The organism is Streptomyces fungicidicus (genome assembly GCF_003665435.1).
GTDB lineage: Bacteria > Actinomycetota > Actinomycetes > Streptomycetales > Streptomycetaceae > Streptomyces > Streptomyces fungicidicus.
In genome coordinates this window covers 806,848-820,967 of sequence record NZ_CP023408.1, presented here as the reverse complement: position 1 = coordinate 820,967, position 14,120 = coordinate 806,848, and the positions used below count along the sequence as shown (strand labels likewise).

The 14,120-nt window shown below is 71.1% G+C and carries 13 protein-coding genes and 1 pseudogene; 7 read left to right on the top strand and 7 right to left on the bottom strand.

Annotated elements, in window-relative coordinates:
• Positions 1-2 precede the first annotated feature (2 nt).
• The gene (locus CNQ36_RS33920; protein ID WP_121549533.1) at positions 3-1,700 is read left to right on the top strand and encodes a protein kinase domain-containing protein; all 1,698 of its coding nucleotides are present in this window, start codon (positions 3-5) and stop codon (positions 1,698-1,700) included.
• Here CNQ36_RS33920 and CNQ36_RS33915 read toward each other — a convergent pair.
• Positions 1,690-2,189 (bottom strand): annotated as a pseudogene (locus CNQ36_RS33915) (transposase); the annotation flags it as partial. The gene CNQ36_RS33920 and the pseudogene CNQ36_RS33915 overlap by 11 nt on opposite strands.
• A 34-nt stretch (positions 2,190-2,223) precedes the next feature.
• On the opposite strand from CNQ36_RS33915, the gene CNQ36_RS33910 reads away from it, so the two are divergent.
• Positions 2,224-2,532 carry a protein kinase domain-containing protein gene (locus CNQ36_RS33910; protein WP_121549532.1) on the top strand — a complete coding sequence of 103 codons (309 nt, stop codon included), beginning with the start codon at positions 2,224-2,226 and terminating at the stop codon, positions 2,530-2,532.
• 78 nt (positions 2,533-2,610) lie between these two features.
• On the opposite strand, the gene CNQ36_RS33905 is transcribed toward CNQ36_RS33910, so the two are convergent.
• The gene (locus tag CNQ36_RS33905; RefSeq protein ID WP_121549531.1) at positions 2,611-3,336 is read right to left on the bottom strand and encodes a TetR/AcrR family transcriptional regulator; all 726 of its coding nucleotides are present in this window, start codon (positions 3,334-3,336) and stop codon (positions 2,611-2,613) included.
• A gap of 53 nt (positions 3,337-3,389) precedes the next feature.
• On the opposite strand from CNQ36_RS33905, the gene CNQ36_RS33900 reads away from it, so the two are divergent.
• The 3 genes from CNQ36_RS33900 (at position 3,390) to CNQ36_RS33890 (ending at position 6,774) form a co-directional block, all read left to right on the top strand.
• Positions 3,390-4,502, top strand: coding sequence for an FAD-dependent oxidoreductase (locus CNQ36_RS33900; RefSeq protein WP_121549530.1), 1,113 nt, complete (start codon positions 3,390-3,392; stop codon positions 4,500-4,502).
• An 81-nt stretch (positions 4,503-4,583) separates the two neighbouring features.
• Complete coding sequence (locus tag CNQ36_RS33895; protein WP_121549529.1) at positions 4,584-5,231, top strand: dihydrofolate reductase family protein; 648 nt, start codon at positions 4,584-4,586, stop codon at positions 5,229-5,231.
• Between the two features lie 451 nt (positions 5,232-5,682).
• Complete coding sequence (locus CNQ36_RS33890) at positions 5,683-6,774, top strand: M23 family metallopeptidase (protein WP_121549528.1); 1,092 nt, start codon at positions 5,683-5,685, stop codon at positions 6,772-6,774.
• A 173-nt stretch (positions 6,775-6,947) separates the two neighbouring features.
• Here CNQ36_RS33890 and CNQ36_RS33885 read toward each other — a convergent pair whose 3' ends face one another.
• The 3 genes from CNQ36_RS33885 to CNQ36_RS33875 all read right to left on the bottom strand — a co-directional run bounded on the left by CNQ36_RS33885 (position 6,948) and on the right by CNQ36_RS33875 (position 8,819).
• Entirely contained in the window at positions 6,948-7,280 is a 333-nt protein-coding gene (locus CNQ36_RS33885; RefSeq protein WP_121549527.1) for a DUF952 domain-containing protein, read from the bottom strand.
• 29 nt (positions 7,281-7,309) lie between these two features.
• Positions 7,310-7,912, bottom strand: a complete 603-nt coding sequence (locus CNQ36_RS33880) for a hypothetical protein (RefSeq protein ID WP_338058025.1) — start codon at positions 7,910-7,912, stop codon at positions 7,310-7,312.
• A gap of 172 nt (positions 7,913-8,084) precedes the next feature.
• Entirely contained in the window at positions 8,085-8,819 is a 735-nt protein-coding gene (locus CNQ36_RS33875) for a translation initiation factor IF-2 (protein WP_121549525.1), read from the bottom strand.
• Between the two features lie 84 nt (positions 8,820-8,903).
• Here CNQ36_RS33875 and CNQ36_RS33870 point away from each other — a divergent pair, with 84 nt between their 5' ends.
• Positions 8,904-10,058 (top strand): pentapeptide repeat-containing protein, encoded by a 1,155-nt coding sequence (locus CNQ36_RS33870; protein ID WP_390339851.1) that lies wholly within the window; start codon positions 8,904-8,906, stop codon positions 10,056-10,058.
• Positions 10,059-10,095: 37 nt separating this feature from the next.
• Here CNQ36_RS33870 and CNQ36_RS33865 read toward each other — a convergent pair whose 3' ends face one another.
• Positions 10,096-10,680, bottom strand: coding sequence for a TetR/AcrR family transcriptional regulator (locus CNQ36_RS33865; RefSeq protein ID WP_163013471.1), 585 nt, complete (start codon positions 10,678-10,680; stop codon positions 10,096-10,098).
• A gap of 123 nt (positions 10,681-10,803) precedes the next feature.
• Here CNQ36_RS33865 and CNQ36_RS33860 point away from each other — a divergent pair, with 123 nt between their 5' ends.
• Positions 10,804-11,670, top strand: coding sequence for a class I SAM-dependent methyltransferase (locus tag CNQ36_RS33860; RefSeq protein WP_121549523.1), 867 nt, complete (start codon positions 10,804-10,806; stop codon positions 11,668-11,670).
• Positions 11,671-11,735: 65 nt separating this feature from the next.
• Here the strand turns inward: CNQ36_RS33860 and CNQ36_RS33855 are convergent, their stop codons facing one another.
• A complete protein-coding gene (locus CNQ36_RS33855) occupies positions 11,736-14,018 on the bottom strand; it encodes a lantibiotic dehydratase (protein ID WP_121549522.1) in 2,283 nt (760 codons plus the stop codon).
• Between the last annotated feature and the right edge of the window lie 102 nt (positions 14,019-14,120).

Genomic DNA, 14,120 nt, shown 5'->3' with positions numbered 1-14,120 from the left:
CTGTGCTGGCGCTGCGAGATCATGATCCGCACCGGATCGCGGACTACCGGCTGCTCGGTCGGCTCGGCGAGGGCGGGATGGGCGTGGTGTACCTCGCTCGATCGCCGAGGGGCCGGATGGCGGCGGTGAAGTCGATCAAGGCGGAGCTGGCGGAGGTGCCGGACTTCCGGCGCCGGTTCGCGAACGAAGTTGCCATGGCCCGGCGGGTGGGCGGGGAGTGGACGGCCGCTGTGCTGGACGCCGACCCCGACGCGGAGCGGCCCTGGGTCGCTACGGCGTACGTGCCCGGCCCGACGCTGGCAGAGGTGGTGGCCCAGCACGGTCCGCTTCCGGAACAGTCTTTGCGGAGCCTGGCGTTCGGGCTGTGCCGGGCGTTGGGCGACATCCACGCCGCCGGGCTAGTGCACCGGGATCTGAAACCGTCGAACATCATGATCACCATCGACGGTCCCCGAGTGATCGACTTCGGTATCGTCCGTGCGCTGGACGCGGCCACTCATGGTGGGATGACGTCGACCGGGATGGTGGTGGGGACGCCCGGTTTCATGGCGCCGGAGCAGGTCCGCGGCGAGCGCCTCACCGAGGCCGCCGACGTCTTCTCCCTCGGCGCTGTGCTGGTCTTCGCGGCCTGCGGGCGCATGCCGTTCGAAGCGAGCGAGGGGCAGGTGCACGCCCTCATGTACCGGGTCGTGCATGAAGAACCGGACCTTACAGGCGTACCGGAGCCGCTGCTCGGACTGGTCCGGGACTGCCTCGCCAAGGATCCGGCCGCCCGCCCGACCCTGCCCGAACTGCGGGCCCGGGAAGAGACGCTGCACCAGCGTCTCGGACCGTGGCTGCCGGCGGAGATCCTGGCCAGGCTGGGGCAGGACGCGGCGCAACTGCTCGAGCACGAGGACCCGGGCACCCGCGTCGACATCGTCGCGCGGTCCGGGATGCCACGGCCTGACGCGGCGGATTCGGAGGCGCCGACCGTTCCCGCAGGGCTGAGGAGCGAGGGGGCGGCTGCACGGGGCGGCCGCACGCACGAGCAACCACAGCGTCTGCTCGCTGACGAACGCAACGAGGAACCTCATGGCGTTCGGAGCGCGAAACACTACGCCGTCGCCGTGTATGCCGCGCTCGGTCTGTTCGCGTTGGTCTCAGCCGGAATCGTCAGCCACATGACCTACCTGCTGAACGAATCCCGCTACTACTACTTCACCCACGACGAAGACGAGGTCATGGCCCTCTGGGCCATCTCTCAGTTGGCTGCCGGGATAGGCCTGGTCGGATGCTGGCTGCTGTGGTTCGCCAAGGTGCGCGACATCGCGGAGAGCTTCGCTCCCGGGCGTCTGCGGTACGAACCGTCCATGGCGATCCGCGCCTGGTTCATCCCGGTTCGCAACCTGTATCTGCCCAAGCAGATCGCCGACGACATCTGGCACGCCTCCAGCACACCGGGGCAGGCGGGGATGGCCTCGGCCGGCCCACTGCGTACCTGGTGGGTTTTCTGGCTGATCACCTTCGTCACCTGGCCGCTGTACTGGCTGAGCTTCGGCGTGGACTTCTTCCGTGGCGGCGACGACGGCACGGCCGACCTCAAGGAATTCGGTTGGATACCTCTACTCCTCCGTCTTTTCGTCATCCCTACTGCCGTGGTGACGGCACGTTACGTCCACCGGCTGACAGCCATGCAATCAGTGAGGCTCAACGCCTGACACAACACAGACTCAGTCCGACGGCTTGTGAGTCTTGGCCGCGTGATCGTAGAACCGGGTCACCGTGTCCCGTGCGACTTCGGGTCCGATGGCCAAGAGCAGGTGGATACGGCCGTCGATGCCGAGAGCGATTGAGGATGAGTCGTTGCTCGCCCTTGCCGTACCGGGCGGCCTTGTATTCCAGCATGGCCACGAACGCCGACCATCCGGCGTCGTGCACGGACTTGGCCAGGCGCGTACGCGCGAGTCCTTTCACCGCCAGGTCCTCCACAGCGACCGCTTGGCTGTCGTGGATCAGCTTCGTGGAGAGCCGGTGGTGGAACTCCCGGCGCGCGTCCGCAACACGGGCGTGCGCCCGCGCCACGCTAACCCTGGCCCTGTCCCGGTTCTTGCGCGGCCCGCACTGTCCTTGACCACGGTCACCGTGGACGGCACCGACGGCAGAGCGCGGGACCACCTCACCCGCACATCGCCGATCTTCGGCAGACGCCGTGAGAGGGCCGGGCTGAAGGATGATTCCGCTATGACGACGGGGGAAGAACCGGAGAGCTCGGCGGCGACCGGGCAGCGGCTGATCGGCGGGCGTTACCGGCTGATCGGGCGGTTGGGCGCCGGCGCCAGGGGCACGGTCTGGGCGGGTCGGGACACTCGCATGGACCGAGAGGTCGCCGTCAAACAGGTGCTCACGCCGGCCGCCGGCCCCTTGACCGCGCGGATCCTGCGGGAAGCCCGGGCTGCGGCGCGTGTGGACCATCCGGCAGTGGTCACCGTGCACGACGTGGTGGTGGAGGACGACCACCCATGGATCGGTCGGCGAAGACGGCTGAAGTGAGATCCCGGTAGGCCGCGCACACCGGGGGCGGCGCCGTCCCGGGGGTGTGACGGCTCGGCCATCAGCCACCCGGATGCATTATGCGGCCGGCTCGCCGGAGTCGTCGTGGTCGCGGTCGCCGGCTCGGGTGAGTCTGACGGCCACGGCGTCGAGGACCCACTCAAGGCCGGTCGCGAAGGACGTCTCGGCGTCCACGTCCGTGCCGTCGTGCACGGCCTTGGCCAGTGCCGGGAAGCGGCCCGTGGCCAACATTCTCGTCACGTGCGGGCCGGAGGCGCGCTGCCAGTCGTGCTTGGACAGGCCCGTGGCACGCTCGGCCCGCAGATTCGTGATCTCGCGTCTGATCGCGCCGGTGAAGTAGGCGCTGACGGTCTCCACGGCGCGCATGACGGTGTCGATGTCGGCGAGGCCCTCGAGGGGGGCGAGCGTGGCCTCGGTCACGGCGAGGCCGTTCGGACCCAGGCTGGGGCGGCGGCCGAGCAGGTCGGCGAGCCATTCGTGGCGGAGGGCGGTCCGCCTGGTGCGGTGGGCGAGGGCGCTCAGTGCCTCCCGCCAGTCATCGGACTGCTCCTCGGGGAGGATTTCGGCCTGGACCTCGTCCACCATGAGGTCGAAGAGCTCCTCCTTGGTGGAGATGTATCCGTACAGCCGCATCGGGCCGGCGTTCAGCCGGGCGGCGACCTTGCGCAGTGACACCGCCTCGAGCCCGCCCTCGTCGGCCAGCGCGACGGCGGCGGCGACGATCCGCTCCCGGTCGAGGGGCACGGGGCGAGTCGGCTGCTCCGGTCGGTCCCACACAGTCATGGCCACATTGTACTGTTGCGATGCAGTGTATCGAGAAAATACAGTGTATCGCCATGAGACATCGCATCGCTGTAGTCGGGAGCGGCCCTGCCGGCCTTGCCTTCGCCCGAGTCCTGCACCGTCACGGCCACCCTGTGACTGTCCTCGAACGCGACCCCTCCCCCGACGCCCGGCCCCCGGGCGGCACCCTGGACCTGCACGAAGGGCTGGGCCAGCTCGCTCTGGACAAGGCGGGGTTGCTGGCCGGGTTCCACGCGCTGTCCCGTCCCGAGGGGCAGGCGATGCGCATCCTGGACACCGCCGGGACCGTCCTGCGCGACTGGCGGCCCCGTCCAGGCGACCGGGCCAATCCCGAGATCGACCGCGGGCAACTCCGTGACCTGCTGCTCGGCACTCTCGACGTCCAGTGGGGACGGCGTGTGACGCAGGTGGTGCCGGGGTCAGGGGACGGTGTACTGATCCTCTTCACGGACGGGCGGCAGGAGACGTTCGACCTGGTGGTCGGCGCGGACGGCGCCTGGTCCCGGGTCCGCCCGGCAGTCTCGTCCGTGACGCCGCAGTACACCGGCGTCACCCTGATCGAGACCTCCCTGGACGACGTCGACACCCGGCACCCCGACCTCGCCCGGCTGATCGGCGACGGTTCCATGGCCGTGTACGGCGTGAACCGCGCCCTCGTCGCGCAGCGCAACAGCGGCGGCCACGTCAAGGTGTACGCCCAGTTCCGCGCGCCGCTGGACTGGCACTCGGACCTGGACCTGGCGGACGCGGAGGCCGTGCGATCGAGTCTGCTGACTCTGTTCGAGGGCTGGGCCGCTCCCGTCCTCGGCCTCCTGCGTCACGGCTCCGTTTTCGTCCACCGCCCCCTCTACGTCATGCCCGTTGCCCATACCTGGACCCATGTCGCCGGGGTGACGCTACTGGGCGACGCCGCCCACCTGATGCCCCCGCTGGGGGCGGGCGCGAACCTCGCGATGCTGGAAGGCGCCGAACTCGCCGAGTCGATCGCCGCCGGCCCCGAGGACCTGAACGAGGCCGTCCGCGCCTTCGAGGAACGGATGTGGGAACGGGCCGGCAGGTGGGCGAAGATCACGACCGCCGGTCTGGAACGCCTCGTGAGCCCTGACCCCGCCGAAGCCCTCGCCCTCTTCGACCAACTCCGGTAATCGGTGGATCCTGGACACAGCGATGAATTCTCCCGGCCGGGAGAGTCTCAGCACCGTCATTGTCCACGCGGGAGGAATCACGTGACTCAGCTACTGCGAGTCCAGAACTTCAACATCTCTAGCGACGGCATCGGTGCCGGCGAGGACCAGACCTTCGAGAATCCTTTCGGTAGCGGCGTCGATCCCGCGAGGCTGTTCGCCTGGGCCGGCGCCACCGCCAGCTGGCCCATGCGTACGGACCCCGGAGGCAGCCGCGGCCTCGACGACTACTTGACCCGCGACTACACGCACAACATCGGCGCCGAGATCATGGGACGCAACAAGTTCGGGCCCCAGCGCGGGCCCTGGGAGAACCACGAGTGGCGCGGCTGGTGGGGTGACGAACCTCCGTTCCATACACCGGTGTTCGTCATGTCCCACCATGAGCGCCCTTCGTTCACGCTCTCCGACACCACGTTCCACTTCGTCGCCGGCGATCCGGCCACGATCCTTGAGCAGGCACGGGAGGCGGCTCAGGGCAAGGACGTCCGCCTGGGCGGCGGGGTCACCACCATCCGGCAGTTCCTCGACGCCGACCTCGTCGACACCATGCACGTGACGGTCTCACCGGTGAAGCTCGGCTCCGGACTGCGGCTCTGGAACTCCCCCGACGAACTGCTCGACCGGTTCCACCTCGACGTCGTGCCCAGCCCGAGCGGTGTGACGCACCACCTGTTCTGGCGGAAGTGACCCGAGGACACCACGACGTGCCCGCTCCGGAGTGAGAACCGGGGCGGGTTTGTCGCGGACGGGGCCGGTCGCCGCGGCGATGCCGCAGCGGGACGCTTCCCGGTGGCGTCCGCTCCACCGTCATTGGGCGGACGAATGACGACATCCTGAGCTGGTTGACACGCGTTGACGAGTCACATGACACTTGGACAGGTACACGTCAACCCGCGTCAGGACGAGTACTCGTTCTCGCACCATCGGCGGCCGGCAAGACGACGGCGGCTTTCCGGTTCACTTCGCCCACGGCAGGAACACCCGCGACTCACCTGGACGCGCCCCTTCTTGGCGTGCCCGAAGGCTTTGCGTTGCTCCGGACATCCCGGACACGGCGACCGCACTCATGTGGAACCCCCTGCGGCATCTGGACCGGTGCCTGTGCGTGCCTTTCTTCCTCGCGAAAGGAACACCGCCCATGTTCTCCAGACTCTCCATGAGAATCGCCGTCACCGCACTCGCCGTCACCGGGCTGTTCGCCGCCGCGCCTTCGGCGCCGGCCATCGGCCAGGGCTCGTCCACGGTCTCCTCGGCCGCCTCCAAGTCTCCGTCCGCCGGTGTCACCGTGAAGATGTCGGACACCGTCGCCGACCGTCTCGGCACCGGCCGCAAGGCGCTGATGGACGCCGTCTCCGCGGACGTCCTCTCCCGGTCCCACGACGCCAGGGGACTCGCCCCCGAGGCCGCCGTCACGAAGCTCGCCGCCGAGGGCCGCGAGGTGGTCGTCGACGTGCGCACCGTCTCGCGCGACTGGGCCCGAGGCGTGGCCTACGTCGAGGCGTCGCGCAAGCGGCACGGCGAGCCGGAGGGCTGGCTCTACATCGCCCACCGCAAGGACGGGCGATGGACCTCGGGCCTCGAAGGCGACCGCGAGTTCGCCGACTACGTGGCCCGGTCCCCGCTGGTCGGCAAGGCGGAACGGCAGACCATGACGGCATACGCCGAGCACAAGGCGACGCCTGGGACGCGGGTGTCGCCGACCGGCGCGCTGGCCAACACCAACGGGCTGCTGCTGCCTTGGATGCCGGACTACTACATGACCCTGACCGGTGGGCCGCACGCGCACGACGGCGCGACCGGCTACTGGAGCGCCCTCGACTTCGCCGGCGGCAACGCCAGCGGGCGAGTCCGCGCATCCCGTGAGGGCACGGCGACCTCGATGTGCGGCGCCGGCGGCGGCTGGACCCGGGTGATCCACCCCGGCGGCTTCTCCACGGACTACTACCACATGTGGAATGCGACCTACTACAACGGGACGGCGATCTCCAGCAGCGCCCTGCTCGGCAACATCGGCACCGACACCTGCGCCGGTGGTTCCGCGACCGGTGCCCACGTGCACTGGAGCCTGCGCACGTACGACGCCAACTACGTAGGCCAGTACACCTGGCTGAACGGCCGCACCATCGGCGGCTGGGCATGGTGGAACGGCTCCAGCCAGTACTCCGGCTGCGCAACGCGTCTCGGTTACACCGCCTGTCCCGGAACGGCGATCTACAACCGCACCAGCTGACGGCGGTCCGGCGGCCGGTGAACGCGCACGTCGACCGTAGGTTCGCGGACGTCCGCAAGGAGGCCGAAGCGCGGTACGTCGCGAACCTCGATGTCGCGCTCACCGGCCAACGGTGACCTGCGCGCCCTTGCACGTGCCGGTCGGCCGACCCCGGGCGCGGCACCTGCGGCCGTTCACCGCCACGGCTCCACCTGCACCACCGCGTCCACCGGAATCGGCCCGTACACATGCGGGAACTTCTCAGCGCCGGGCTTCGGAGCCTCGTACTTCACCGGCACGTCGAGCCGTCCGGGGTCTATGACGAGCACGACCAACTCGTCAGGGCCCTCGTAGGAGCCATACAGAAAGGCGGCCACGGAGGGGAGCTGGGCACGGGTCGAACAGTGGATGAAGCCCTCCTGCGCGAGGGTGCGGCCACGGGTGGACATCCGGTACTCGCCGTGCTCGCGGGCCGCCTCCCAGGAGGAGCGCTCGGTGATGTGGAGTATGTACATGCGTTCGGACATGGGTCCACGCTAAACCTCGCTTCGCCTGCTCACGGGTTGGAGCCGGTGAGGGTGGGGGCGGTGGAGGTGCCGAGGATCTTGATGAGGAAGTTGCCCTTCAGGACCGGCAGCGTGCTGGTGGTGATCGTCGTTCCGCAGCCGAGGGCGCCGGTCACCGCCAGCTCGCCGGGGACGCTGTTGACCGAGAAAACGCCGGTGGAGCTGCGGTAGGTGGCGGATGCCTTGCCGGCGGTGGTGAAGCGGCAGAAGGACACGGCGACGCTCAGCTGGACGCCTTCGAGGTAGCCGGTGGTGACGCCCGTGGCCGGGTTGTGGTCCTGCGCGACGAAACGCCACGGGGCGGTGGGCGTGAAGGTCGCGCCGCCGAGGACGCTTTGACAGGGCGAGGTGGTGCTGCCGAAGGTCAGTGTGCCGAGTGTCGCCACCGTGGCCGGATTTCCGACGGCGCTGAACATCGAGCCCTGGAGGGAGGATTGCGTGCAGACCAGCGGGACGCCCGCGGTCAGGCTCGTAGGACCGCTGTTCACCCCGCTGATGGCGGCGGGGTTGGGGTTCGCGGTCCACGACGTCGAGGGATTGGCGGTTGCGGGCACAACGGCGAGGCCGAAGGCGAGACACGTCGTTGTGGCCATGAGGGTTTTTCTGCGTAATGGCCTCTTCACGAAACCGACGCCAAGGGTGCGGGATTGATCGGAGCAATGCCGATGGGCGCGATTCCCGGAAGGATCACCGTGCTTTCTTTTCGGGTGAGCGAAGCGGGGCGCCGCATCGTCACCGGATGACAGCAAGGCGGACTAGGTTCCGTCAGTGCGGCGCCGGTTGCGGGTCCAGGGCGTTGCCGACGGAGCAGCCGCCCTCTCCGGGCATCCGCTGGATCCGGGGCGGCACCCACACCTCGGTGGCGCCGGGGCTCACGCGGGCGAGAAGGCAGTCCTGCGGGTCGAAGCCGTTGCCCTTGACCGACAGGAGAACGCCGACCCGGCCACCGTCCGCCTTCACCTCGGTACGGACCGCCGGATCCAGGTCAAGGGCGGCGAGGGCACGCCGCACCTCCGGCTCGTCCACCCGGCCGTCCTCCGGAACGCCGGTGAGTTTTGCGCGGAGTTCCTCGTACGGCAGCCGGGGCGGTTCGGGTGGCGGGGCGAAAGTCGGCGGAGGGCCGTCCGGGCAGTCCACGTCACGAGGCTCCTCACGCCATTCCGACCGGGGCGACACCCGCACCGCGAAACAGCGCCGCACCGCGATCTCCTCGGGGTCGAGCCATCCGTCGTACGCCGATCCGGACGTGCGGACGATCACCTCGACGCCGTCCCCGTCGTGTGTCGAGGTGCCCGTCACCCGCAGCACCTCCACCCCGTCGATGCGGGAAGCGGAGCGGCCGACCTCCTCCGCCGTGCGCGGACGCTGGCCGTAGAGCTGCTCGCCCGCCTTCCTGGCCACCTCGCGTGCGGCGTCCGTCGCCTCGTCCTCGGAGGACTGCACCACCCCGCAGCCGACGCAGCACAGCAACAGCGGGGCGAGCAGGAGAAGTCGGCGCATGGATCCACTCTTCCGGCGGCGGGCGGCTGCCCGTACACGGTTGATCGTCTTCTGGGCGGCGCCTAGGCTCTCATGCTCATGGGGATGGGGGAACCGGACCGTCGGCGGCGGGCATGGCCCGGCGGGCCGGCCGGGCGGCGGATCGCCGCAAGTCTGCTGGCCGGGGCGGGGCTGGCCGTCCTGGGCGCGGTGTTCGTCGTGCTGCCGGGTGTCGTGGTCGACCACGATCTCTCCGGGGCGAGCGTCGCCGCGCAGGACCGGCTGAAGGCGGTGAACGATGTCCGCACGACGCTTCTGCAGGTGGTCGGCGGTCTGGTGGTGCTCTTCGGCGCGTACGCCACCTGGCGGCAACTGCGAGTGAGCCAGGACGGTTTGCGTGCCACCCAGGAGGGCTACGTCACCGACCGGTTCAGCCGTGCCGTCGACCAACTGGGCAGCGACAAGCTGGATGTGCGCATCGGCGGGCTGCACGCGCTGTGGCGGATCGCGGAGCAGTCCGCCCGCGACCGCGAGGCCATCATCTCCATCCAGGCCGCGTATCTGCGTACGCACCTGGCCTGGCCGCCCGCCGGGCCGGAGTCACCGGCGGCGGACGTGCCGATCAACGACATCGCGCCCCTGGAGACCCGTGCGGCCGACGCCCAGGTGGCGTTGACCGCGCTGGGGGTGCTGTGCCGTGACCGGGAGCAGTCCTGGGTCAATCTCAGCAGCACCGATCTGCGCCGGGCCGACTGCGACGGACTGTGGTTCCCCGAGGTCAACTTCGACCGCGCGTGCATGGAGGCGGCGAGCCTGTACCACGCCAATCTGACGCAGGCCTCGCTGGTCTCGGTCAACCTGCGGCACGCCGACCTCACCACCGCGGTTCTCCGCCGGGCCCGCTGCGTTCTGGCCGATCTGCGGGCCGCGAAGCTGGTCGAAACCGACCTGCGTGACGCCGACTTCACCGGGACCGACCTCCGCGAGGCGAATCTGCGCAAGGCCGGCGCCCACGGCGCGGTCTTCCACCGCGCCGACCTCCGCATGGCCGACTTGCGCGGCACCGACCTGAGCACCGCCGACCTCGTCGCAGCACGCCTGACCGGCGCCCTGGCCAGCGAGCGCACCCGCTGGCCCGCCGGCTTCGACCACGCGGCCGCGGGAGTCGTCGACACCGAGGACCCTGGTCCCGAGCCGTCGCCCCTGCTCCAGCCACCGGCGATAACATGGCAGGCCCCGCCGCTGCGGTCCGCTCCCTGACCGGGACGCAGCCGGCGTCGAGGCTGCGAAGCGGCTCTCAGCCGGCCACCAGCGCGGTCACCACGCGCTTCATGGAGGGTCGTGGGTCGGGTGCGCCGGGCCAGTTGGTCATCAGGAGGTGGTGGGCGGTTCCGACGACGGCGAGGGCCACGGTGCCGGGATCGACGGTCTCCGCCACCCTGCCGAGTCGCCGCTCGGCCTGCAGATAGCCGGTGATGGCCTCCTGGATCGCGGTGAAACCGGGCGCGCCGCCTTCCAGTGCCTCGCGGATACGCAGCGCGGCGGCGGGGCGGGTCATGGCCAGGCCGGAGAGGGCGGGACCGCCGGGGTCGAACAGCGCGAGGGCGACGGCCTCGAGATTGCGCGCCACGGTGCCCTGCCCGGCGAGCCCCGACAGGGCCCGCGCCTTCACCGCCGTCCGGGCGAACCGGTCGAGACAGAGTTCGGCGACGAACTCGTCGAACCCCGCGAAATGCGCGTGCAACAGCCCCTTGGCGCAGCCCGCTTCGGTCGTGACGGACCGGCTGGTGAGCGCGCCGGGCCCCTCTCTCTCCACGACGCGCTCGGCGGCCGCGAACAGCAGCTCGCGTACGTCGGGCGTCGCCACTCCGCGCGGTGACATGGGCCTCTCTTCCGTTCCGCCGGCACCCCCCGGTCGATGGTAATCGGGATTGCGGGATTGGGCATACGCCCATACTGTTTGGGCGCACGCCCATTCTCTCGTCGTCCCGCACAGGAGGCATCCGTGTCCGACATCGTCAACACCGAGCAGGCGCAGGCGTGGAACGGCCCGGAGGGAGCCCACTGGGCGCGCAACCAGGACCGGTGGAACGCCGTGAACGGAGGCTTCGACGAGCCGCTGCTCGACGCCGCCGGAATCACCGCGGAGCAGCGGATCCTCGATCTCGGGTGCGGCTCGGGGCAGACCACACGTCTTGCCGCGCTCCGGGCATCCCGCGGACGCGCGCTGGGCCTCGACCTGTCCGGCCCGATGCTCGCCGAGGCCCGGATCCGCGCCGAGCGGGAGGGCGTCGCCAACGTTTCCTTCGTGCAGGGCGACGCTCAGGTCCACTCCTTCGCCGCGGGCTCCTTCGACTCGGCGATCAGCCGCTACGGGGTGATGTTCTTCGCCGACCCCGTGGCGGCCTTCGGCAACATCGGCCGGGCGCTGCGTCCCGGCGGGCGCCTGGCGTTCGTCTGCCCGGCCGACGCCGTGCTCAACGACTGGGTGACGGCGGTGACGTCACTGGGTGACTTCCTGCCGGTCGGCGACTTCGGGCGGGCGGGGTCGCCCGGCATGTTCTCCCTGGCCGCGCCGGATCGCATCCGCGGCGTTCTCAGCGCGGCCGGGTTCACCGGCATCACCCTCACCCGGACACAGGTGTACGGGACATGGGGCGCCGGTGCCGAGGACGCGGCGGAGTTCCTGCTGGGGACGGGCCCCGGCCGCCACCTGATGCAGCAGGCCGACGCCACGGCACGGGACCGCGCCCGCCGGGGCCTGACGGAGCGCCTGCGCCACCAGGAGGCGGCGGACGGCACGGTCCGGCTGCGCAGCACGTCGTGGCTGGTGACGGCGGACCGGCCGGCCGGCACGTCGGAGAGGGCCTGACGGTGCGGTGCCGGGTGGCCGATCCGCACCGGCGTGTCCACCACGCCGGTGCGGGGCCGGCCCGGTCAGCCCGCTTCCGTGTCGAACGCGACGAAGCGGAGTTCCGAGGTGTAGCGCCGTCCTTCGTCGTCGAGGAGCCAGCTCTGCTCGGGGGTGGGCAGCATCTCCGTGATGGTGACCATGCCCCGCTGGTCCCCGCGGGCCAGCCGGCGCAGCGCCTTGGCGAGGATGGTGATGTACACGGGGCTGTCGAAGTCGACGTAGAACGGCCGGGACTCGGTCGGTGAGACGACGAAGACGTAGCGGGGCAGGCCGAGTCGGGCGCGCCAGCGGCGGGCGCGGACGAAGCGGCGGGCCTCGTCCTTCTCGTCTGCGAAGTCGGCGCCGGCGGCCGGCAGCCGCCAGGTCTCCCGGGCCACCACCAGCCGGTCCAGCGTGACCCGGGGTGTGTGGTCGTCCTGCGGCAGGAGGCGGAAGAGGTCCATCGACAGCGTGGTCAGGACGTGCGAGAAGACGTCCGTGACGGGGAACGTCGCACCGTCCGGGAGGCGGACGACGAGGTCGCCGCCGTGCTCCTCGACGACGGCGTCGGCGCTGCGCACGGCCCGCGGGCGGGTGGGGTCCGCGGTGAAGTCGGTCAGGGCGACCTGGTAGTCCTGGGGCCGTATCAGCGTCTGCCGGACCCGGGTGGACAGCCGCGCCCGGTGCTCCTTGGGGATCAGCGGCAGCAGGCGCGGGGCCGGGTGGTCCCGGTCGGTGAGACGGATCAGTTCGCCCACGTCGGGGTGCTGGTGGGTGAAGAGGGAGGCGCCCAGCGTGTTGGCGGCCAGGTGGAGTTCGCCGAGCACGAGGGTGAAGTCGCCGCGGGCCACCGCCTCGGTGCCGTCGGCGGCGATCATGATGTCGGGGCTGAGGTAGCGGGCCGCCGTCCAGCCGCCGGCGCCGGGGAACCGCTCCCGCACCGCGGCCTCGATGTCCGCGGAGCGGACGTCCACGCGGCGGGCGCCGGCGGGAACCGAGAGGATCCGCCGCCAGCGGGCGGCGAACTCCTCCTGGAGTTCGCCGGCGGTGGCGCGCACGGGGCCGTGCAGCACCGGCAGGCACGCGAACCAGAAGGCGGCCAGGTCGACCGGGCCCTCGGCGGCGAGGCGTTCGTACACCGGGCGCATGCCGGTCCGCAGTGCGGCGGCGAGCCGTGAGGTGAGCCATCCGGCGCTGTCCATGAGGAGCCGCAACGGGTGCAGCGCCTCCAGCACCTCGGGGCCGAGGCGGGCCGTCGCGGCCCGGCGGGAGTCGTGGTAGACGAGCGCGCGGCACGGCGCGGTCGACGCGGACTTCTCCCGTACGGCGGCGGTGTCGGTCAGCTCGGTGAAGTCCCGCTCCAGATCGGTCATCGCGCCGACCAGGGCGTCCACGTCGCGGGCGGCCGCCACCGCCGCGCGCCCCTCCTCCAGCCGGTCCAGCGCGGCGATCCCCCGCCGGCGCGGCCCGGGTGCGCCGACGGTCTCCAGCCAGGTCCGCAGGTCCCGGTCCGGGTGCGTGCCCGCGGGGACCTCCAGGCGCCATGTCACCCAGCGCCGGGCGACCAGGTCGGCGAGTACGGCGGGCACGTCGTGGTCCGGGAGGGCGTCGGTGATCGCCCGTGCCGGGCGGACGCCGTCGCAGAGGGCGAGGACGGCCGCGGTGTCGGCGGAAACCGTCACCGGCCGTCTGCCGGGCACGCGGACCCGGCCGCCGTCCACCGTCACGAAGGGCACCCGGCGGGGAGCGATCCACTCGCGCAGGCCGGGGTCGGCGTCCAGCGTCCTGGCGAGCGCGTCGATGCCCCAGCTCGCCCAGTAGACGGTGGACTCGGCGACCAGTCCGGAGCCCGTGTCGAGGGCGGCACCGGAGGTCGCGGCGTCCCAGCGGCCCCAGCCGACGGGGCCGAAGAATCCGATGGTGTCGTTCTTCACGCAGAACCGCTGCCAGTAGTGGGCGACCAGCTCCTCGCGCTGGCGGGGCATGCTGCTGCGCTTGTCCACGCCCGGCGTCCAGCGCAGGAACGGCGCGATGCCCGAGGTGAGCACCGGGCGGTTCTGCCAGGCCACGGCCTGGCGGAAGGACGGCGTGCGGGCGATGTCCTGGAGGGTGTGCGCGCTCTCCACGGCGGCGTCGGCGAAGAGGCGGGAGAAGTCCTCCCAGCGGGAGCCGTCGAGGGGGGCGTCCGTGTCGAACTTGTCGGCGGCCTCGGCCAGTCCGGACGGGGCGAGCCGCAGCACCCCGTCGGCGGGGAAGCCGGGGCCGCGCAGGGCGAACTGCTCCCACAGGCGCCAGCGGCCGAGGGACGGCTGGAGGTCTTCGGTCATGGCGGGGCTCTCCTTGCGGGCGCGGGGAACGGGCGGGCACGGGGACACGGCGGGGAACGGGCGGGCAAGGGGACGCGGTTGCGCCGGGCGGGCGTGACGGCT